This is a genomic window from Rhodococcus sp. GXMU-t2271, from assembly GCF_041414735.1.
In the GTDB taxonomy this organism is placed as follows: Bacteria; Actinomycetota; Actinomycetes; order Mycobacteriales; family Mycobacteriaceae; genus Rhodococcus; species Rhodococcus indonesiensis.
The window spans coordinates 17,664-38,255 of sequence record NZ_JAUIZP010000070.1 but is presented as its reverse complement, the minus strand read 5'-3'; the positions used below and the strand labels follow the sequence as shown (position 1 = coordinate 38,255).

Annotated in this window: 15 protein-coding genes; 8 read left to right on the top strand and 7 right to left on the bottom strand. The window is 71.6% G+C overall.

From position 1 onward, the window contains the following. Positions 1-12 precede the first annotated feature (12 nt). The 4 genes from recD to QYS60_RS24045 form a co-directional block, all read right to left on the bottom strand. Positions 13-1,881: an exodeoxyribonuclease V subunit alpha gene (gene recD, locus QYS60_RS24060; RefSeq protein ID WP_371384478.1), complete on the bottom strand. Its 1,869-nt coding sequence runs from the start codon at positions 1,879-1,881 to the stop codon at positions 13-15. Next, complete coding sequence (locus tag QYS60_RS24055; RefSeq protein ID WP_371384477.1) at positions 1,878-5,174, bottom strand: UvrD-helicase domain-containing protein; 3,297 nt, start codon at positions 5,172-5,174, stop codon at positions 1,878-1,880. Before QYS60_RS24055 ends, recD begins: the two co-directional genes overlap by 4 nt. Beyond that, on the bottom strand, positions 5,171-8,467 hold the full coding sequence (recC, locus tag QYS60_RS24050; protein WP_371384476.1) for an exodeoxyribonuclease V subunit gamma: 3,297 nt from the start codon (positions 8,465-8,467) through the stop codon (positions 5,171-5,173). The genes QYS60_RS24055 and recC overlap by 4 nt, the downstream gene beginning before the upstream one ends. Before the next feature lie 114 nt (positions 8,468-8,581). After that, entirely contained in the window at positions 8,582-9,079 is a 498-nt protein-coding gene (locus QYS60_RS24045; RefSeq protein WP_040781399.1) for a DUF2505 domain-containing protein, read from the bottom strand. A 66-nt stretch (positions 9,080-9,145) separates the two neighbouring features. Between QYS60_RS24045 and QYS60_RS24040 the strand changes: the two genes are divergently transcribed. Then, positions 9,146-9,478, top strand: coding sequence for a helix-turn-helix transcriptional regulator (locus tag QYS60_RS24040; RefSeq protein ID WP_003935037.1), 333 nt, complete (start codon positions 9,146-9,148; stop codon positions 9,476-9,478). Then, positions 9,475-9,957, top strand: a complete 483-nt coding sequence (locus QYS60_RS24035) for an SRPBCC family protein (protein ID WP_371384475.1) — start codon at positions 9,475-9,477, stop codon at positions 9,955-9,957. Before QYS60_RS24040 ends, QYS60_RS24035 begins: the two co-directional genes overlap by 4 nt. A gap of 26 nt (positions 9,958-9,983) precedes the next feature. Here QYS60_RS24035 and QYS60_RS24030 read toward each other — a convergent pair whose 3' ends face one another. Next, a complete protein-coding gene (locus QYS60_RS24030) occupies positions 9,984-10,184 on the bottom strand; it encodes a hypothetical protein (RefSeq protein WP_371384496.1) in 201 nt (66 codons plus the stop codon). A gap of 219 nt (positions 10,185-10,403) precedes the next feature. On the opposite strand from QYS60_RS24030, the gene QYS60_RS24025 reads away from it, so the two are divergent. Together QYS60_RS24025 and QYS60_RS24020 are read left to right on the top strand one after the other, a co-directional pair. Next, positions 10,404-12,059, top strand: a complete 1,656-nt coding sequence (locus QYS60_RS24025) for an alkaline phosphatase D family protein (RefSeq protein WP_371384474.1) — start codon at positions 10,404-10,406, stop codon at positions 12,057-12,059. Positions 12,060-12,084: 25 nt separating this feature from the next. Further along, positions 12,085-13,707 carry an FAD-binding oxidoreductase gene (locus tag QYS60_RS24020; RefSeq protein WP_371384473.1) on the top strand — a complete coding sequence of 541 codons (1,623 nt, stop codon included), beginning with the start codon at positions 12,085-12,087 and terminating at the stop codon, positions 13,705-13,707. On the opposite strand, the gene QYS60_RS24015 is transcribed toward QYS60_RS24020, so the two are convergent. Both QYS60_RS24015 and QYS60_RS24010 read right to left on the bottom strand, forming a co-directional pair. After that, positions 13,694-14,917 (bottom strand): EAL domain-containing protein, encoded by a 1,224-nt coding sequence (locus tag QYS60_RS24015; RefSeq protein WP_289378279.1) that lies wholly within the window; start codon positions 14,915-14,917, stop codon positions 13,694-13,696. The two genes, QYS60_RS24020 and QYS60_RS24015, sit on opposite strands and share 14 nt — an antisense overlap. Positions 14,918-15,438: 521 nt before the next feature. Beyond that, positions 15,439-15,834, bottom strand: coding sequence for a nitroreductase family deazaflavin-dependent oxidoreductase (locus tag QYS60_RS24010; protein WP_289378280.1), 396 nt, complete (start codon positions 15,832-15,834; stop codon positions 15,439-15,441). Between the two features lie 348 nt (positions 15,835-16,182). Between QYS60_RS24010 and QYS60_RS24005 the strand changes: the two genes are divergently transcribed. From QYS60_RS24005 to QYS60_RS23990, 4 genes are all read left to right on the top strand, one after another. Further along, positions 16,183-16,797 (top strand): class I SAM-dependent methyltransferase, encoded by a 615-nt coding sequence (locus tag QYS60_RS24005; RefSeq protein ID WP_371384472.1) that lies wholly within the window; start codon positions 16,183-16,185, stop codon positions 16,795-16,797. A gap of 166 nt (positions 16,798-16,963) precedes the next feature. Beyond that, a complete protein-coding gene (locus QYS60_RS24000; RefSeq protein WP_289378282.1) occupies positions 16,964-17,926 on the top strand; it encodes a ferritin-like domain-containing protein in 963 nt (320 codons plus the stop codon). Positions 17,927-18,047: 121 nt separating this feature from the next. Then, positions 18,048-19,025 carry a pseudouridine synthase gene (locus tag QYS60_RS23995; protein WP_371384471.1) on the top strand — a complete coding sequence of 326 codons (978 nt, stop codon included), beginning with the start codon at positions 18,048-18,050 and terminating at the stop codon, positions 19,023-19,025. A gap of 292 nt (positions 19,026-19,317) precedes the next feature. Further along, positions 19,318-20,337: a ParA family protein gene (locus tag QYS60_RS23990; RefSeq protein WP_371384470.1), complete on the top strand. Its 1,020-nt coding sequence runs from the start codon at positions 19,318-19,320 to the stop codon at positions 20,335-20,337. Positions 20,338-20,592 lie beyond the last annotated feature (255 nt).

The following is a 20,592-nucleotide window of genomic DNA, read 5'->3' as shown; positions in this document are numbered from 1 at the left end:
CCCGTGCGGGGGTCAGGCGCGCGGCTGCCGGCGCAGTCCGCTGGCTCGCAGCACCCGCCGCTCGACCCCGGCACGGACCGCCTCCTCGGTGCCGATCAGGCGGACGTGACCGCGCGCCCGCGTGATCGCGGTGTACAGCAATTCGCGGGTCAGCAACGAGGATTCGGGCGGGGGCAGGATCACCGAGACCGTGCCGTACTGGCTGCCCTGGCTGCGGTGGATCGTCATGGCATACACGGTCTGCACGGCCGACAGCCGACTGGGGTGGAGCCGGAACGGCTCCTTGCCGCGGGCGAACGCCGCAACGGGTTCACCGTCCGCGTCGACGACCACGACGCCCGTGTCGCCGTTGTAGATGCGCGTCTCGTGATCGTTGGCGGTGACGAGCAGCGGCTGACCCGGATACCAGCGCTCGGTGTCGAGCCGCCGGCCGGTGTCGGCGGCGATCCACTCCATCGCCCGGCGCGCCCACCACTGCACACCGTAGGGACCCTCGCGGTGTGCGCACAGCAGGCGGTGCGTCTCGAACTTCTCGAGGGCGGTCACGTCGTCGCCCGCGACGGCGGCGGCGGTGACCGTCGCGGCGGTGGAGACGATGTCGCGGCGCAGGGCCCCGAGGTCGTCCGGGGCGTGGAAGGACACCTCGGCGCCGCCGCCGTCGAGGATCCGCATGACCGCGTCGGCGTCACCTTCCCGCACGGCGACGGCCAGGTGCGCGATGTCGCCGCCGAACCGCCGGCCGCGGCTGAGCCGGATCACGCCGCCGCGCAGCCGGTTCCGCTCCCCCGGTGAGAGCGACGCCTCGGCGGGGTCGTCGCCGGCGTCGAGGTCGGGCCCGACGACGCGCCCGAGGACCGGGTTTCCCGCCGCGGTCACGGGACGGGCGACGAGGTCGGCCAGGACGGCACCGGCATCGACCGACGTCAGCTGGTCCGGATCGCCCACCAGGATCAGCCGGGTCCCGGAACGGACGGCCTCGAGCAGCCGGCACATCATGGTCAGCGACACCATCGACGTCTCGTCGACGACCACGACGTCGTAGGGCAGGTGGTTGCCGGCGTGGTAGCGGTACCGGGTGCGGCCGCGCTGCCAACCGAGCATGCGGTGCAGGGTCATCGCGGACAGGTCGGCGCGCAGCCCCAGCGGCCCGGCCTGCTCGCGGACGGATTCCTGCAGCCGGGCCGCGGCCTTGCCGGTGGGCGCGGCCAACCCGATCCGCAGGGCGGGGCCGTGCAGCGCGGTCAGCAGCGCGAGTATCCGGGCGACGGTGTGGGTCTTGCCGGTGCCCGGCCCGCCCGCGATGACCGTGGTCCACCCGGTGGCGGCCAGCGCCGCGGCGATGCGCTGCCGGTCCGGGGCGGCGGACGGGCGACCGGGATCGTGCTGGTCGCGGAACAGCTCGCGCAGTCCCCGCTCGAGCGCCGCCTCGTCGACGACGGGATGACCGAGCCCACGGGCGTCGAGGATCCGCCGGACCGTTTCCTCCTGACGGAAATAGCGGTCGAGGTACAGCAGCGGACCGTCGGCGATCTCGACCAGGCACAGCGGACGCAGCGGGCCGCGGTCGCCGCCGACGACGAGCGGGCTGCGCCGCAGGCCGGCGACGACGGCGTCGTCGTCCGGCCACGGCAGCGCCGCGAGATCCACCTCGGCGGACTCGTCGACGGTGATCTCCCGCAGCCGGGTCAGGTCCAGGCACACCGAACCGGCGCGCACGGCGCGCACGGCCAGCGCGGTGGCGAGATGTACCTCCTCGGCGGTCTCCCCCGCCAGCTGGGCGAGCCGCAGCGCGACGTGCACGTCGGCGGCCGCGAGCACCCCGGCCTCGTTGAAGGCCCGCAGGGCACCCTTGCCGCGCTGGGCCACCTGGGCGTCGGTCACGGAATCTCCTTGCCTGCCAACAGATCGGACAGTGCGGCGACGAGGGCGGGCGGCGGCGTCCAGTCGAACACGCCGCAGCCCGCCGGGGTCTCCGGACCAACCATGCCGCGCACGAACAGGTACTGCACGCCGCCGAGATGCACGGCCGGGTCGTAGCCGGGCAGCCGCCACCGCAGGTACCGGTGCAGGGCGGCGGCGTACAGCAGCGCCTGCATCGGATAGTGGGCGCGCAGCATCTCCAGCGCCATCCGGTCCCGGGTGTAGTGGGCGGTGGTGAGTTCCTCCGGTCCGAGGCGGTTCGTCTTGTAGTCGACGATCACGAACCGCGGCTCGGTGCCGTGGATCCGCAGCACCGAATCGATGCTGCCGGTGAGATAGCCGCGCAGCGGGGTGGGCTCGAGAGTTGCGACGAGATCGGCGTAGGAGACGAACGGGTCGTCGGCGGGCAGGTGCGCACGCAGCAACCGGGCGACACCGTCGAGGGTGACGGTGGTGGCGACCGGATCGTCCCCACCGGCGAGGGGCAGCTCGAAGTCGAGTTCGGCGAGGCGGTCGGCCGGGGCGATGTCGGCGAGAGTGCCCGCGTCCCCGCCGAGCGGGGTACGCAGGACCGGCAGCAGTGCCGTCGCCAGCTCTTCGGGGTCGACGTCGGAGAACTGTTCGGCGACGGTGTCGCGGCAACAGCGCAGCAGTTCCGCGCCGAGGTCGGCGGCAGCGGTGTCGACGACCTCGAGCACCGCGTGCACGAGTGTGCCGAACACCGCCCCGCCGGGCAGGGCGTTCATCGGGGACACGATGCCGTCACTCGGCACGTCGGCCGGCAGCAGCGGCGGTTCCTCCGGTTCGTCGACGCGCACCGGCTGCTCCGTCTCCGCACGCACCTGGGGTTCGTCGTGGGCAGCGGCGGTGAGGGCGGTGTACGAGGTGCGCCGCCAGGCGTCGTCGAGCTCGCGGTCGAAGCGTGCCGCCTCGAGGTCCACGACGGTCTCACGCGGACGCACCCACGTGACGGTGGGGATCGGCGCCGATCCTACGGCCTCGACGGACACCGATCCGGCAGCGCGGTCGGCCCACGCGTCGAGTTGCTGCGCCACGATCGGGTCCTCGGGCACGCGTGCCTTGGGAGCGATGTCGGACGTGCCGGGTGCCCGGCCGAACAGCAGGCGGTGCAGCGGGGCGCCGGGGGTGCCGTACCCGGGCGCCCACCACAGCACCAGGTGACAGCGGGCGCGGGTCAGCGCGACGTACAGCAGCCGCAGTTCCTCCCCGGCCACCTCGTCGTCGTGGCGCCGGCGACGATCGCCGTACCCGGGGCTGCCCTCCCCGCCGACGTCGAGGATCCGGCGTCCGGAGTCGTCGTGGAGCAGAAGCCGGTCGGGTTTCGGCCGCACGCCCGACTCCCACGCGAACGGCACGTAGACCACGGGAAATTCGAGTCCCTTGCTGGCGTGGACGGTCAGCACCTGTACCGCGGCGGCGTCGCTGTCGAGCCGGCGGCTGCGGTCGGCACGGGCCGTGCCCGCCTCGGCGATCCGTTCGGTCAGCCAGCGGGTCAGGGCGGTGACACCGAGCGCCCCGGCCGCCGCGGTCTCGTCGAGCAGCTGCGCGAGGTGCCGCAGATCGGTCAGTTCCCGTTCACCGCCCGGCCAGCCCAGCAGCCGCGGCTCGAGGGCGCAGGACGCGGCGAGGCGCTCGAAGAGGGCGGCGAAGCCGGATCGCTCGAACACGAGGTCCAGCTCGCGCAGCAGGGTGCCGAGCGCGGCCACGAGCTCGTCGCCCCGGGTGTCGACATCCACGGCGGTGTGCCCCATCAGGGAGGTCAGGGCGGCCAGACGTACCCGGTCGGGGCGGTGCGGCTGCTCGAGCGCCTGCAGCACCCGCAGCCATTCCTGCGCGGCGGGGGTCGCGAAGACGCTGGTTCCTCCCGCGAGCACGGCCGGGATCCCGGCGCCGGTGAGGGCACGGTGCACGAGGGCGACCTGCGCGTTGGTCCGGACCAGGACTGCGACGTCGCCGGGTTCGACGGATCGCCGGCCGCCGCCGAGGTCGACCGTGACCCCACCCCCGAGCAGCGCCGCGATGTCGGCCGCGACGTCGCGTGCCACCCGTGCCTGCAACGCCGGGGCCTTCGGGAAACCGGAGGCGCCGCACGGGCCGGCCCCGGCACGCGGCAGGTGCCGCAGCCGCAGCGGCACTGCGCCGGCGATCCGGGACGGCGGCTGCGCAGCCTCGACCCGATGCGCGACGATCCGCGGGTCCCCCAGGGCCGCACCGCCGTACAGGTGATCGAGGGCCGCGAGCAGGTTCCCGTCGCTGCGCCAGTTGCGGACCAGTTCCTGGTGCTCGTCGGCGAACTCCATTGCGCCGAGGTAACTGAGCACCTCGGCGCCGCGGAACGCGTAGATGGCCTGTTTCGGGTCGCCGACGAGGACGAGGGTCGTGCGGCGGTGGAAGGCGCTGCGCAGGATCTCCCACTGCAACGGGTCGGTGTCCTGGAATTCGTCGACGAGCACGACCCGGAACCGGGAGCCGATGCGGTGGCACGCGGCCTCGCCGTGCTCGGGATCGGTCAGCACCGCGTGCAGCAGCGAGAGCTGGTCGTCGTAGTCCCGCAGACCCGCGAGGCGTTTGCGGCGGTCGACCTCGGCCCGCACGGCGCGGGCGAACTCGACGCGTTCACCCGCGGGCGTGCCGTCGGCACCCTCGGGGGCGAGCGTGGCCTGCGGGTCGAAGATTGCGGCACGCGCGGCTTCCGCGGCCTCCGCGTGCGAGATCGGTGCCGCATCCGCGCGGCCGTACCGGCGCAGGTACAGGTCTGCGACGACCTCGGCGGTCAGGTCTTCGACGTCCTCGACGAGTACCGCGGCGGAATCGCGTTCGCCGGCGATGCCGAGCTCGTCGAGCATGCGCTGGCAGAACCCGTGCGTGGTGGCGATGGTGGCGGCATCGAAGTCGGACAGGGCGCGCAGCAGCCGGCGCCGGTGCGTGGTCACGTCGCCGTCGGCGAGGTGCCGGATCAGCTCGTCGGGATGGCGGCGGGCGGAGTCCGGGTCGGCCAGCGCCCGCGCGGCGGCGGCGAACCGGTCCCGGGTGCGTTCGCGCAGTTCCTGCGTCGCGGCGCGGCTGAACGTCACCAGCAGCAGCTGCGACAACTCCGCTGTGCCCTCGGCGACGAACCGGGTGGCCAGGCCGACGAGGGCGTAGGTCTTGCCGGTTCCCGCGCTGGCCTCGAGCACGGTGGTGCCCGTGGGGAGCGTTCCCAGCAGGTCGAACTCGGACACGGTTCGGGTCACGGGCGCCCCTGGATCTCGTTGGACAGCAAGGGCTCCCAGAGGCGGCGTGCGAGAGCGCCGAAACGGGTCGGCTCGCCGTGCCACGTCTGCTCGTCGTCGCGGGCGGCGACGGCCGTCAGGTCCCGCAGCGCCACCCCGGGGCCGTGCAGGTAGGTGAGGTGGCGGTCGGTGCGTTCGCCGTAGGTGGAGCCGAACTCCTGGGCGGCGGCGTCGAGTCCCATCTCGACGGAGTCGCCGCGGTGGCGGCGCTCGGCGTACTCCGCGGCGGCGGCGGTGGCGATCGGCAGCGGTTCGTGCAACCCGCGGTCACGCAGGTCCACGAGCCGGGCGAGCTGCTCCACGGCGTCGGCCGGGGCGTTGATCGTGGACCGCCAGGCCGGGGTGCTGCGGAACCGCCCCCGGCCGGTGGTGATCGCCTGCCACTGTCCCGGCCGGCCCGACGCGGCGACGGCGAGCAGGTGCACCCAGGCGATGAGGCGGTGTTTCGGCGCCAGGCGGGAGAAGGTGCTGCGGGCGACGACGGCGCCGTGGACGCCGCCGACCGTACCGGTCAGGCGCCGGCCGTCGCCGAGGTCGACGTTCACGTCGACGGTGTCGGCCGGTCCGGTGTAGATCGGCCGGCACACCGCCACCAGGGTGTCCACGGTGGCGGCGACGTCGTCGAGCGCGAGTTCACCGAGCCGGTACGGCGGCAGGGTGCCGCGCCGCCATTCGGCGGCCCGGAAGTCCGCGGGGTCCGTGCCCGCGAGCAGCGCCTCGAGCATGCGGTCGCCGAGATCCCACCGGGCGAGCGGGTCGAGGCCGACATCGAGGGCGTCGGCGATGTCCTCGTCGCGGTCGGGCACCCGCACCCCGAGGCGCTGCCGCAGGAACGCCTGGGTGGGGTGGGTGACGAACGCGACGAGGTCGGCGAGGTCGACGTCGGTGCGTGCGGCGGGCGCGAGCGGCCGCTGCAGCAGGCCGGGACGCTGCTTCGCCGGATGCTGCGCGGCACGCGCTCCCGCGAGTGCGGCCCGGTCGAAGCTCAGCGGGCGATCGGGCCGGAAGTTGCGCGGATCGAACGGCTGCAACGGATGCCGGGTGAGGACGTCGGCCATGCCGTCGGGACCCACCATCGTCTCGACCACGTCGCGCAGTTCGCTGAGCGGGATGGCCGGGGGGCGGCGGGCACCGGTGACCGGGTCCGCACCGGTGTAGAACAGCAGCAGCGTCTCCCCCGCCGACATGACGGCGTCGAGCAGCAACTGCCGATCCTCGCTGCGCGGATCACGTTCCCCCAGGCACGGATTCACTGCCAGCACGTCGTCACCGTCGATGTGCGCGGAGCGGGGGAAGTTGTCGTCGTCGAGGCCGAGCAGGACCACGACCCGGTGCGGCACCGACCGCATCGGCACCATCGTGCACACGGTCAGCTCGCCGGTCCGGAAGTTCGCGCGCGTCGGGCGTGCCGCGAGCCGGGCCGTCAGCATGGCCCGCACATCGGCCAGCCGCAGCGGCGCCGGCCCGGCGTGCTCGACGGCGGCCGCGAGTTCCCGGTGGGCCTGGGTGAGCTGCCAGGCGTCGGCGGGGTCGACATCGGTCAGCAGATCCAGTGCGCGGGTGAGGGCGTCGGCCCACTGCGCGGCCGGCTGGGGACCGCGCAGGCCGTGCAGTGCCACCGTGAGCCGGTCGATGTACTCGGCGAACCGTCCCGTCAGGTCGATGTCGTTGCTCTCGACGTCGTCGAGCGGGAGCGTGAGTCCGAGCCACTCGCTCTGCGACTCGTCGGCGGCCGCGCCGAGGAGGATCCGGTCCAGGGCCGTGCCGAACGTGTTCTGCGGGAAGTCTCCGAGGCCGAAGGTGTTTCGCTGTCCTCTGCCGATGCCCCATCTGGCGCCGGCGGCGGCGGTCCATTCCTGCAGCCGTTCGAGGTCGTCGTCGACGAAGCCGAACCGCCGGCGCACCGGCGCGGCGCCCGCGAGGTCGAGGACCTCGCTGGCGGTCACCCGCGCGTCGGCGAGACCCACGAGCGTCGCCACGACCGCCAGCACCGGGTTGGTGCGGCGCAGGCCGCGGTCGGCGAGGCGCACCCGCAGCCGGTGTCCCGGGTGCCCGGAGGTGTCGAGCCGGGCGGCGGCGCCCTGGCCGAACGCGGCCTGCACGAGCGGCGCGTAGGTCTCCACGTCCGGGCACATGACGAGCACGTCGCGGGGTTCGAGACTCGGATCGTCCGCGAACAGGTGCAGCAGGCACTCGCGCAGCACCTCCACCTGCCGCGCCGGACCGTGACAGGCGTGGATGCGAATCGTGCCGTCGGCGGCCGCGGAAGGGGCCGGGGGGCGGTCGGCTCGGAGGTCGTCCTGCAGGCGGCCCAGGAGCGTGTCCGGGCCGGTCCCGCCGGGGTGGTGCACGTCGGCGACTCCGGGACCGGCCAGGTGCGCGCGTAGTTCGCGCACGTCCCGGGCCAGGCTCGCCAGGAGGGGGTGCTGCACCGCGAGGGCACTGCGGTCGTCGGCGCGACGACGCACCGGCGCCGCGGTCGCCTGTCCCTCCCACATGGCCGGACTCGGATGCGGAATCCACAGGTGCACATCGCGGTTCGCGGCGACCGCGGACAGCACCGCACACTGGGCCGCGGTGAGCCGGGTGAGGCCGAACAGCGACAGCCGTGCCGGCCAGTCCACGAGCTCCGGCTCGGCGCGCAGTCGCGTGCAGGCGGCGGTGAGCCGCTCCGCCGGGCTGTCGTCACCGAGGCGCGCGCGCAGCCGCCGCCACAGCTGGGCCTGCCACAGGAGGTGTTCGGCGAGGCCGTGGCCGGTGCCGTCCGTGTCGCGGCCGGCGGCCCAGTCGACGAGCATCTCCGGGCGTTGCGTCGCGTAGCTGCGGAACAGGCCGGCCAGGTGGGCGGCGGTGGCGTAGCGACGGCCGGTGCGGTGATCGACGCCGTCGCGGCCGAGATGCCGGGCGAGGACGGTGCACCACGGCTCGTCGAGGCAGTCGTCGACGACGTCGAGCAGCGTCCACAGCATCCGGTCGGGATGCCACGGGTCGTCCGCCGCCGTCCGGCCGGTGGCGGCGGCCAGCGCCTCGTCCACCAGCCGTGCCGGCGACGGGTGGTCGATGTTGGCGGCGACACCGTCGCCGCAGGTGCCACCGAGCACCGTCGACAGTCGCTGCGTCAACCACCGCTCGACCCCCTTGGCGGGGACGGCGACGATCTCGCGGGCGAACGGGTCGGGGAGCGGCACGACGAGCAGCTGGGCGAGCGCGGCGGCCAGGGTGTCGGCGCGCTCGGCGCGGTGCAGCGTCAGCACGCGGGTCCCCTCGTCGCTCGATGTGTTCCGGTCCTGCACCGGCTTATCACACCCCGGCGACAGCGCTCGCCGCGGCGGCCGCGCGTCACGCGCTGCCGGACGGGTCGGGGCAGGTCAGCGCGACAGCCACGCCGCGATCGCGATCCGATCGTGCTCGACGATCTGCCGGACCATCCCGTGCACCATCGACTCGATCCGGCCGCCGAGGAGCGGGATCCGGACGACGACCTGCCCCTGCACGTCGACGTACGTCCCACCGGTCCGGCTCGTCCGCAGCCGGGATCGTCCTTCGAGGGCGACGGGCAGGCCGGTGGCTCCTCCGGACAGCAGCCCCTCGGCCACGTCGTCGACCAGCGGACCCCATTCGTCGGTGCGCTCGACGATCAGCGGCCCGCGCAGCATGCCGCGCACGATCGACGGCAGCTCCGACGGTTCGGACCGGTCCGTGACGGTCACCCGCACGCTGCCCGGACCGTGCGGTTCCTCGACGATCGCGGTGGCGCTCGCCCGGTCCGCCACCCGGTCGAGCCAGTACCGCTCGTCGGTCAGGACCGCGTGCACGTCCCGGACGTGGTGGTCCAGTTCGGTGGTGAACGCGAAGGACTTCGGCATGAACTGCACAGTATCGGCCCGCCGGGACCGTTGACAGGGCTCCGCCGCCTTGCAACACTGAACCTGATGGTTCAGTATTCGAGTCTCGATGCCACGTTCGCGGCGCTGTCGGACCCGACCCGGCGCGGAATCCTCCAGGACCTGCGCGCCGGACCGGCCTCGATCAGCGACCTGGCCGCCCGGTACCGGATGACACCGACCGGGATCACCAAACACGTCCGGCTTCTCGAGGAGGCAGGTCTCGTCGTCACCGAGAAGAAGGGCCGCGTGCGCCACTGCCGGCTCGGCACCAACCGGCTCGAGCACGAAGCGGACTGGATCCGCGACCACCAGCAGATGATCGAGGGCCGCATGGACCGCCTTGCGGAGTTCCTCGACCGAACGAAAGGAAAGTCATGACAACCACGAATCCCTCTGCCCCGCTTACCGTCACGACTCCTCACGAGCGGGAGATCCGGGTCGAGCGCGTCTTCGACGCCGACCGCGACCGCGTCTGGGCCGCCTACACCGACCCCGACCTGCTCGCCCAATGGTGGGGCCGGGGCAACCGCCTCGACGTCGAACGCTTCGAGTTCGAACGGGGTGGACACTGGCGGTTCGTCGAGCACAGCGACGGCGAAACCCACGGATTCGAAGGACGATTCCGGGAGATCACCCCCAAGGACCGCATCGTCCAGTCCTTCGAGTGGGACGGCATGCCGGCGTACGTCGCCATCGACACCGCGACGTTCGAAGACCTCGGCGACGGCCGCACCCGCGTGGTCACCGTCTCGCAGTTCCACACCTCCGAGGAACGCGACGGCATGCTGAACTCCGGCATGGCCGAGGGTCTCGGCCAGAGTTACGCGGCACTGGACGCCCTGCTCGCCCGGACGTGACCGGGCTCGGCGCCCGCGGCGCGGGCTCAACGACCGGAGGCGGTGTCGCCCTCCTCGTCGACCTCGTCGGTCCCCGACTCGACGAGGTCGGCGAACGCCGTGCCCGACACCGTCCCCCCGGTTCCGGGCAGCGTCACCGTGGGGCGCGCCCCCGGCTCGTACCGGCGCTGCATCTCCTCCGCCTGCTCCGACGCCCGACGCTTCGTGTCCTCGTCGATGTTCTCCAGTGGGTCCTCGGACCTGCGCTGAGTACTCAACTGCTTCGCTCCGTTCCCCTTGCGGTCCTCTCGTCCGCCGGTCACCCGGCACCCCACACGATCCTCCGCATCGGCACCCGGCACCACCCCCCACGACGAATCGGCCGAGCCGGACCGCGCAGACCCATGCACCAGTAGGCTCGTGCGCATGGCTGTAACGCCGAGCCGAATTCCGATGTAGGTGGCGCCATGACAGAACTCGTCCTGGGTCCGGTCCTGCGGCAGGTCGGTCGTCACGACGCCACCGTGTGGGTCGAGACGTCCGGACCGTGCACCGTCGAGATCCTCGGCCACCGGGAGCACACCTGGACCGTTGCCGGTCATCACTACGCACTGGTGGTGATCGACGACCTCGAGCCCGGTTCGACCACTCCGTACGAGGTCCGCCTCGACGGACATCCGGTCTGGCCGCCTCCCGACTTCCCGGCGTCCGTCGTCCGCACTCTCGGCACCGGCCGCCCCCTCGAACTGATCTTCGGTTCGTGCCGGTTCGCCACCACGGCCGCCACCGAGAACGACGACAAGCTCGGCGCCGACGCGCTCGACGCGTACGCGCAGCGCATGACGACCCGGGCACCGGACCGCTGGCCCGACGCGCTGCTGCTCCTCGGCGACCAGGTCTACGCCGACGAACTGTCCGAGCAGACCCTCGCGCGGCTCCGCGAGCACCACGACCTGGACGAGCCTCCCGGCCCGCAGGTCCGCAACTACGAGGAGTACACCTGGCTCTACGCCGAGTCGTGGTCCGATCCCCACGTGCGCTGGCTGCTGTCCACCGTCCCCACCTCGATGATCTTCGACGACCACGACGTGCACGACGACTGGAACACCTCGCAGTCCTGGCGCGACCAGGTCGAAGCCACCTCGTGGTGGGAGGAACGCATCGTCGGCGCGCTCGCGTCGTACTGGGTGTACCAGCACCTCGGCAACCTCGACCCCGCCGAACTCGCGGGCAACGAGCTGTACCAGCGCGTCCGCAAGTGCGACGGGGATGCCGAGCCGCTGCTGCGGAAGTTCGCGTCGGCCGCGGACGAGGAGGCCGACGGCGCGAAGGGCACCCAGTGGTCCTTCCGGCGCGACCTCGGAAACGTCCGGTTGCTGGTGATCGACTCGCGCTGCGGCCGGATCCTGGCCGGTGGCCGTCGCGAGATGGTCTCGGAGCCGGAGTTCTCCTGGATCGAGCGGCAGACGCAGGGCGACTACGACCACCTGCTCGTCGGGACGTCACTGCCGTGGCTGCTGCCGCGGGCGCTGCACGACCTCGAGTCCTGGGACGAACGGCTCGCCGCGGGAGTGCGCGGAAAACGGGTCGCCCGCTGGGCGGAGATCGTCCGCCGCGGCGCGGACCTCGAACACTGGGCGGCCTTCCGCGACTCGTTCGACCGGCTCGGCCGGCTCTTCGCGGATATCGGCCGGGGCCGTTGCACCGGACCGTCCGGCCGTCCGCCCGCCACGATCTGCGTGCTCTCAGGCGACGTGCACCACGCCTACGTCGCGCAGGCGTGGTTCCCGGATCCGATGTCGACCCGGGTGTACCAGCTGACCTGCTCGCCCTTGCACAACTATGTGCCCGCCGCGGTCCGGGTGGTGTTCCGCATCTCGTGGAGCCGGGCGATGGAACGGGCTGTGCGCTTCGTGCTCGGTCGGGTGTCGGAGGTGCCCCCGGTGCCGGTCGAGTGGACCCGCGCGACCGGCCCGTTCTTCGGCAATCAGATCGCGACGCTGCGCCTGGCCGGCCGGGCCGCACATCTGATGCTGGAACGTTCCGGACGGGCTCCGCGCGGACCCGTGGGCTTCACCACCACCGCCGACCTCGTGCTGTCGGCGCCCGAGGCCACGTCGTGAGACCGCGTACCGCGATGCGGGCGTCATGACGCGGACGCGTTCGTGGTGGGGCTGGGGCACCGTCGAGGACGCGGTACGCGGCGCGGAACTGCAGGAGCTGATCGCACGTGCCTCGGCCCTGTTGCCCGGCGCCGACCTGACGGACCACCCACCACCCGACGTCCGGTCGCTCGGACTGCCGCCCGCGCGCATCGCCGCGCCCGATTCCCTTGCACCGCTGTGTTCCTCCGACCCGATGGACCGGGCCGCCCACACCCACGGCCGCGCGTTCCGGGACGTGGTCCGGAACCTGCTCGGCGACCTGCGCCATCCGCCCGACCTCGTCGTGCGGCCGAGCAGCGAAACCGAGATCGTGGACGTGCTGGACTGGTGTGCCCGGGCGCGCGTCGCGGTGATCCCGTTCGGCGGCGGCAGCTCCGTCGTCGGCGGTGTCGAGCCGCGAGTGGACGGCGACTTCGCCGGTGTGGTGAGCCTGGATCTCACCGGCCTCGAGGGGGTTCGGGAGATCGACCCCACGAGCCGGGCGGCCCGGATTGGGGCGGGCACCCTGGGCCCGGCGCTCGAGGACGGCCTGCGCCCGTCCGGTCTGACGCTGCGCCACTTCCCGCAGTCCTTCGAGTTCTCCACCCTGGGCGGCTGGCTGGCGACGCGTTCGGGAGGTCACTTCGCGACCGGGTACACCCACATCGACGATCTGGTCGAGTCGATGCGGATCGTCACCCCCGCGGGCCCGTGCGAGTCGCGGCGCCTGCCCGGCTCGGGAGCGGGTCCGTCACCGGATCGCCTGTTCCTCGGCTCCGAGGGGACGCTCGGAATCGTGACCGAGGCCTGGATGCGGCTGCAGCCTCGCCCCCGGTGGCGAGCCGACGCCTCGGTGCACTTCGCCGACTACGGCGCGGCGGTGGCCGCGACGCGCGCCGTCGCCCAGTCGGGGCTGCAGCCCGCCAACTGCCGGCTGCTGGACCCCGTCGAGGCGTTCGTCAACGCGGGCACGGCGTCCTCCGGCGGTGTCCTCCTGCTCGCCTTCGAGTCCGCCGATCACCCCGTGGACGCGTGGTCGGACCGCGCAGTCGACCTGTGCCGCGAGCACGGCGGCACGCTGCCGGAACCGCCGCGACACTCGTCCGGGGACGGGACCGACACGGACGCCGCGGGGCGGTGGCGGTCGTCGTTCCTGCGCATGCCGTACCTGCGCGACGCCCTGGCCGCCCGGTCGATGATCGTCGAGACCTTCGAAACCGCCTGTACCTGGGACGTATTCGACACCCTGCGGGAGGCGGTGCACGACGCCGCGAACGAGGCACTGCGCCGGGCGGGCGCGACGGGGGTGGTCGCATGCCGGTTCAGCCACGTGTACCCGGACGGCCCCGCCCCCTACTTCGGCATCTACGCCGCGGGCCGGTGGGGCAGCACGGTGGCGCAGTGGGACGACATCAAGGCCGCCGTGTCGGAGGCGCTGCTGACCGCCGGCGGCACGATCACCCACCACCACGCGATCGGCCGGGATCACCGGCCCTGGTACGACCGCCAACGTCCCGACCCGTTCGCCGCGGTCCTGCAGGCGGCCAAGTCCGTTCTCGACCCGGCGGGCATTCTGAACCCGGGGGTCCTCGTCGATCCCGCGCCGAGCCGTCCTACGCCGAGGTGAACCGGTCCAGGATCGAACGGGCACATCGCACCACGGTGCCGCGGTCGTACGAGACGACGTAGTCGAACTCGCGATCGAGGTCGTCGGTGCCCCGATGCAGGTCCACGGCCGACAGGACGCACGCGAAGTACGGGCCGAGGACGACGACGTTCCACTCCTCGACCAGGGGGTCGTCCGGGTCGAGCGACGCGTGGTGGATGCCCGCCTCCGCACAGGGTCCGAGGCCCACGCCGTACACGCCGGCGTACGCGATCCGCTCCGCCATGTACTGCCAGCGGGCACGGGTGCGCTCACCGAAGTTCCGCGCGTACTGGAACGTGCCGAGCACGATGGTCTCCGGCCCCGCGGCCCCGGCCTGCTGCTCGAGACTGGTGCTCATCGCGACCAGGAGGCGCTTGAGGCTGTGCACGGGCCGGCGCCCTTCCGTGGCGATCGCGAAGGGTGTGCTCGCCTCCGCGGCGAGGTCGCTGCGGACGGGGGTGGACGGGAAGGGATCGATCTTCTCTTCCGCGAGCTGTTCCGGGGCGTCGACTGCGGGATAGAGCGCCCCGAGCCCGTAGGTGGCCCCGAGCGCCAGGGCCCGCCGCCGGCACGGTTCCGAGTCGACGCCGTCGGCGATCACGAGCGCACCGGTCCGTTCGACCTGCGCGGCCACGGCGTGCGCGGTACGGGCCGTGGCGTCGTCCGCGCGACGAGCCGACAGCCGCGGGGCCAGGACGATCACGTCCGGTTCGACGAGCGGCAGCAGGGCCAGGGACTGCGGCCGCGACCCGACGTCGTCGACCGCGACGACCTTGCCGCTGCAACGGGCGGCGACCACCGCACGCAACGTCCGCGACGGATTGGCGATCAAGGACGCCTCGGTGATCACCACGACGTCGCGCCGCAACCCTTCCGCGTCGGGCACGTCCAGGGTCTGGACCGATTCGAGGTCCATCGCCACCAGCGCGGGAACGTTCCGGATCGGTCTCGACTGCGCGACGGACCACTTGAGGCGGTCGAGGTGCCGCTTCTCGCTCATCGTCCGTGCCGCCGCCCGTAGCGACTCTGCGGTGGCGAGCGGTCCTCCCGCGGGGCCACGCAACTGGACCTCCACCGCCGCCAGCGCGCCCGAGTCGAGCCGGCGCACCGGCGCGTAGAAGGGCGTCACCTGCAAACCGACGGTCTCGGGAACCGCGGGCCGGGTGGGGTCGGCGAGGACGAACACCATGAGCCCAGCGTCGCACGCCCGTCCTGCTCCGCAAAGGAGGGCCAGGGACCGGTCCCGGCCTTCCCCAGCCGGGACCGGGATCAGACGGCGGCGACGAGCACTGCGGCCAGACCGCCGACGAGCACCACCACCGAGAGCCCGATCAAAAGCGATCCGGCGATGGACGCCGCTACCAGTCCCCCGCCGACGCCGAAGAGCGTGAGCAGGATCTACCCGACTTTCGGGCTCTCGACGAGCGACGCGGCCCGTTCGCCGGAGATCTCGGGGGATGCCGGTGTGCTCGCCATGGTCACGTCCCAACCTCGTGCGCACCGCACGGCCCTCGCTCGACCGTTGCTGCTGATGCTCGTGAGCCTGCCGTGCACGAGCATTCCCCCTTCGGGTGACGTTCCCACCGTCACTCACATCACCGAACGGCAACATTCGGTCACGAACGAATAACAGACCTGGGGGCGGAGTCCGAGTTCCCGTTGGATTTCTCGCCGACCGACTCGTCTACCCGCCGCACCGCACCCGAGCACTCAGTTCCCGGGAGTGCGATCGGGGGTGAGTTCGAACACCGGGTGGCGGTCGGCCTCCGCCTCGAACTCCTCCGTCGAGTCATCCTTGCCGGCCCGGAAGTAGTCCCGGGTGGCGGACGCGACGCCGACGTACTTCCGCAGGACCGGCGCGGCCTCGTGCGCCGGCACCTCCCGGACCGTGTAGTGGCGGGTGCGGAAACGGCGGGTCAGGCCCACACGGCCGGCAGCGCGCGCGTTGAGCACCCACGGCACCACACCGTAGGGCGCCACCAGCCAGCGCCGGCCTGCATGCTCGACGACGGTGACAGGGTTGGCGCGCGTGCGGCCGGTGCGACGGCCTCGGGTGGTCAGCAGGTACGAATGCGGAACGATGCCGGCCCGCACCAGGGCGCTCATCACGACGTTCTCCACGCGGTGGGTGGGGCCCCTACGATATCGGCGAGGCTCGCCGGGCCCGGAGTCGGACTTCACATCGCACTCCTCTGTGGGGAGGACAGGTGAGCCGGACTCGCGCACCCGCGCCGCGCCGCCGGACTCGTCCACTGCACGTTCGCGTTCGGGCACATGGATGTCAACCGGGACGCCGGCAGGTGCGCTCGACAGCCCGGTACCCCAGGTGCCTAAGGTGACCGCATGCGGTGACTGCGGCCCGCCGCACGGGGACCGCGGCCCGCCGCACGGGGACCGCGGCCCGCCGCACCGTGACTGCGGCCCGCCGCACGGCCGAATCGAGGAGGAACGACGATGAGCGATCGCACCCCCGGCCAGTGGGAAGAGATCACCGCGGCCGACCCCGCGCATTCCACCTGGTACGTCGAGCGGTTCCGGAAGATGGCGGCCGAGGGTAAGGACATCGCCGGCGAAGCCCGGCTGGTCGATGCCATGCTCGACCGCGGCGGGCGAGTCCTCGACGCAGGCTGCGGCCCGGGACGGATCGGTGGATATCTGCACCGAGCCGGTCACGCGGTGGTCGGCGTCGACGTCGATCCGGTCCTGATCGCCGCTGCGGAACAGGACCATCCCGGCCCCACCTGGCTCGTCGGCGACCTCGCCGAACTGGATCTGCCGGCCCGCGGTGTGGCGGCGGATTTCGACGTCATCGTCTGCGCGGGCAACGTGATGACTTTCCTGGCGCCCTCCACTCGTGGCGCGGTACTGGCGGGATTCGCCCGTCATCTCGCCCCGACGGGCCGGGCGGTCGTGGGATTCGGCGCGGACCGGGGATACGAGTTCCCGCAGTTCTTCGCCGACGCCGCGGCCAACGGTCTCGCGGTGGATCTGAAGCTCTCGACCTGGGATCTACGGCCGTTCACCGACCGGTCCGGGTTCCTGGTCGCGGTGCTCTCGCGCGCGGCCTGATCGGCCCTCCCTACCGTCGGCGCACGACCCGGACACCCCGCAGGTCATGCGCCCTTCGAGTGTGTTCTCCCTCACATGGCGTTACCCGCCGGTAGGGGTCGGGTAGCCGATTCGTGTCACGTCGGTGAGCCCCATCGATGACATCGACCGAAGGAGCGAACGCACGATGACCAAGACCGACACCGCCACGCTGCTCACCCAGTTGCGAGCACTGCTCGACCTGACCAACACCGAGATCCAGGTCGCCGAGACCCGGATCGCCCAGGCCCGCACCGAGGCCGTCCGCCGCGAACTGACCGAGAACGCCGCCAACGGCCGCGACCGCGCCGAGGCCATCGAGCGCACCATCCGCGAGCTGGGCGGCCTGCCCGACGTCATCGGCCCGTTCGTCGGCCGCGCCGCCGCCGCGGTGAAGGCCATGGCCGAACAGGCCCAGCCGTTCGACGAGGCGCTCCTGGGCGACCTCGCGCTCGAGCACCAGCTTCTCGACCGTGCCCGCTACCTCAAGGCCCTCGCCACGGCCGCCCAGACCCCCGCGGTCGTCGGCCTGGCCGATCGTCTGATCACCGCCCACAGCGCGACCGTGGAGTGGTTGACCACCGTTCTGGCCGAGGATGCCCTCGGCGGGCCCGCGGCACTGCGACGGACCCCGCTGCAGGCGGCCGCCGGCGCGGCGGTGCGGATCGTCAACATCCCGGTGATGTGGTCCACGCGCGGCATCGACCGCGCGATCGACGCCGCCCGCTCCACGCGACCCGCCCTGGGTTCGCTGCTGGCCCGTGGCGCGCATGCCGGTGACGTCGCCACCAAGACCCTGACGGCCAGCCGGGACGCGGCGCTCGAGACCGCCGAACGGATCACCCGCCGCGAAGGTGCGGACGGAACTGCCCAGGCGATCCACGCGGCGCGCAGCGCCACCGGCATCCTCTCCGCCGAGGAACTTCCGATCGCCGACTACGACAGCCTCAACGTCTCCCAGGCGGTCGCCGAGGTCAAGGAACTGACCGAACCGGCCGACGTGCGCGCGATCGTCGCGTACGAGGAGGCCCACAAGAACCGGCACGGTGTCGTGTCGGCCGCCCAGACCCGCCTGGCCGCCATCGCTCAGGAGGTCGTCGGGCTCCACTGATCGACCGTCACACCAGATCGCCGGGTTCCGCGTCGCGGGGCCCGGCGATCGCGTGTGAGCCAGGCGGTCCCGCCCACGTCTCGGCCCGACCCGCGGCACGGACCAGCCGGCAGGCGGTGGGATGATGACGGGCGTGCCGATGCCCTCCCCGCTGCCCGTCAAGAACGGGGTCGGACCCACGCGCCTGCGCGTCCCGACGTCCGGACCGTGGGCAACGATCGCCGAGTACGTCGTCGCGAGGTTCGACCACCTGGACGCCGACGACCTGTACCGGCGGTTCGACGCCGGCGAGATCGTGGGCGCCGACGGCAGTCCCATCGGTCGCGGCACCGCGCTGGGCACGCATCGGTTCGTCTGGTACTACCGCGATCTGCCGGTGGAGGAACCGATGCCGTTCCACGAGGAGATCCTGCATGTCGACGACGACCTCGTCGTGATCGACAAGCCGCACTTCCTCCCGACCACCCCGGGCGGGCGATACCTGCGCGAGTCCGCGCTCGTCCGGTTGCGGACCCGCCTCGACAACCCGGACCTGACGCCGATCCATCGACTGGACCGAGCGACCGCCGGCCTGGTGATGTTCTCGGCCCGTCCCGCGACGCGCGGCGCATACCAGTCGCTGTTCGAAAAACGGCGGGTCGTCAAGGTTTACGAGGCGGTGTCGGCGCGACCGCCCGGGTGGGACCCGGACGCACCGGCGCTTACCGGGCGGGCCCTGCCCCTCGTCTACCGCAACCACATCGAGGCGCGACGCGGCGAGTTACGGGTGGTCGTCGACAACTTCCGTGAACCCAACGCCGAGACGACGGTCGAGGTGCGCGGAACCGGCGTGAGCGCCTCCGGACGTGCTGTGCTGCATACGGTTCTGCGTCCACGCACCGGACGGATGCACCAGTTGCGGGTGCATCTGGCAGCGCTCGGCGCCGGGATCCTGGGCGACCGTTGGTATCCCGACCTACTGCCCGAAGCCCCGGACGATCATTCCCTCCCCCTCCAATTGCTCGCGCGGGAGCTGGAGTTCAGAGATCCGCTGTCGGGGACGCCGCGGAGGTTCGTCACCCGCCGGACGCTGGGCGAGGCACCCGTTCCGGGGCGCTGAGCGCCGCGCGTGCGCGGTGGCGTCGCGCTCGGCATCCCGATGGAGGCGACGGAAAACACCGGTATTACCGATGCCGTGGCCTCATACATCTAGACGTCAAGCGGAACGCCTCGCAGGACTTAGCTCAGCCCGCGCTCGCCGCGAACAGGTCGTACCTCCGTAGCACCTCCGGCCACCATCGCTTCCCCGTCGCATCGGTGCGCACCGTGAGAATCGCTTGACCGGGCGCCATGGACTCTGTAACGTCCAAAATGGACTTCCATTCGTCCAATCTGACCAACGGAGGGTTTTTGTGCTTACGTACGGCTTCTGGAATAACAAGGGCGGCACCGGCAAAACGAGCCTGTGTTTCCAATCAATCTGCTTCTACGCAAAGGCTCATCCCGATGCGCGGATTCTTGCCATCGATGTATGCCCTCAGGCGAATCTCTCGGAATTGTTCCTTGGCGGTCTCGCTAACGGAGGCAGCGACAAGCTGCTCGCGCGCCAAGGGGCGGTGCCACGTGCAACGGTGGGTGGCTACTTCCAGCGTCGACTTCCTGCCCCTTACTCACCTCCGGCGGTGGAGGCGTCCGACTTCATCACCCATCCGAGTGAGATGAATCCAGAAGTCCCGAACAACATCGATCTAATCTGTGGAGACCCGCTTCTGGAACTCCAATCGAACGCGATCTCGACGCTTGCCAATACAAATATCCCCGGTACCGACGCGTGGGTTGCGGTGGTCGACTGGCTCAAGGACCTCCTCGCCCCACTCCAGGACGAGTACGACGTCGCGTTCATCGACTGCAACCCTAGCTTCTCGATCTACACGCAGATCGCACTCTCGGCGGTCGATCGCTTGGTATTGCCAGTCATGGCTGACGACTCATCGCGTCGCGCAATTCAGAACGCCTTCTCACTCGTTTACGGACTCAAGCTCCCATCCGACATCTACGCTACGTACGCGTTTGCAACCAGGCTCCGCAATGCAGGACGCACACTGCCCCAAGTGCACTTGATCGCCAAGAACCGGCTGACCCAATACATGGGCCCCGCTTCTGCGTATGCGGCGGTACTCCGCTCAATTGACACCGATGTCGAGAAGCTCATGTCCAGCAATCCTGAGATCTTCACTTTCGACGCGCTGTCAGAGGGTCTAGCAACCGTGCGCGACTTCCAGACGACCGGTGTCGTTGCCTTCGCCAAAGGTTCACCCCTGTATGGCTTGAAGCCCGGCAAGCGCGACGTCATGGGACACCGCGTCATCGTGCACGAGGATTACAAGGAGAATTGCGTCAAGGCAATGGATGAGCTCGTCGCCAAGCTCTAGGACGACGCGCCCCGGCGCCCCGTTCTCGCTCTCCGGTGCACCATCGCATCCGAGCGCGGTTATCGCGTCGGTGTGCTCGTCCGCGAACAGGTGTGCGTAGACGCTGAGCGTGGTGGCTTTCGCATGGCCCATGAACCGGGCGACCTCCAGCGGGGAGCCCGCCCACCACGACGCAAGGACTCGCATACCGGTGGTGGGCAGGCACAGGTGAAAGCCCCGTCTTAGCCCCGTCGCGGAGTGACCACAATGTGGCGT

What these genes read in the sequence shown, in the direction of transcription:
- QYS60_RS24010 (WP_289378280.1), bottom strand. Translation starts at nt 15,834, where the DNA reads ATGAGCGCCCTGGTGCGGGCCGGCATCGTTCCGCATTCGTACCTGCTG.
- QYS60_RS23995 (WP_371384471.1), top strand. Translation starts at nt 18,048, where the DNA reads ATGATGACGGGCGTGCCGATGCCCTCCCCGCTGCCCGTCAAGAACGGG.
- QYS60_RS24035 (WP_371384475.1), top strand. Translation starts at nt 9,475, where the DNA reads ATGACAACCACGAATCCCTCTGCCCCGCTTACCGTCACGACTCCTCAC.
- QYS60_RS24005 (WP_371384472.1), top strand. Translation starts at nt 16,183, where the DNA reads ATGAGCGATCGCACCCCCGGCCAGTGGGAAGAGATCACCGCGGCCGAC.
- QYS60_RS24045 (WP_040781399.1), bottom strand. Translation starts at nt 9,079, where the DNA reads ATGCCGAAGTCCTTCGCGTTCACCACCGAACTGGACCACCACGTCCGG.
- QYS60_RS24020 (WP_371384473.1), top strand. Translation starts at nt 12,085, where the DNA reads ATGACGCGGACGCGTTCGTGGTGGGGCTGGGGCACCGTCGAGGACGCG.
- QYS60_RS24040 (WP_003935037.1), top strand. Translation starts at nt 9,146, where the DNA reads ATGGTTCAGTATTCGAGTCTCGATGCCACGTTCGCGGCGCTGTCGGAC.
- QYS60_RS24015 (WP_289378279.1), bottom strand. Translation starts at nt 14,917, where the DNA reads ATGGTGTTCGTCCTCGCCGACCCCACCCGGCCCGCGGTTCCCGAGACC.
- QYS60_RS24000 (WP_289378282.1), top strand. Translation starts at nt 16,964, where the DNA reads ATGACCAAGACCGACACCGCCACGCTGCTCACCCAGTTGCGAGCACTG.
- QYS60_RS24025 (WP_371384474.1), top strand. Translation starts at nt 10,404, where the DNA reads ATGACAGAACTCGTCCTGGGTCCGGTCCTGCGGCAGGTCGGTCGTCAC.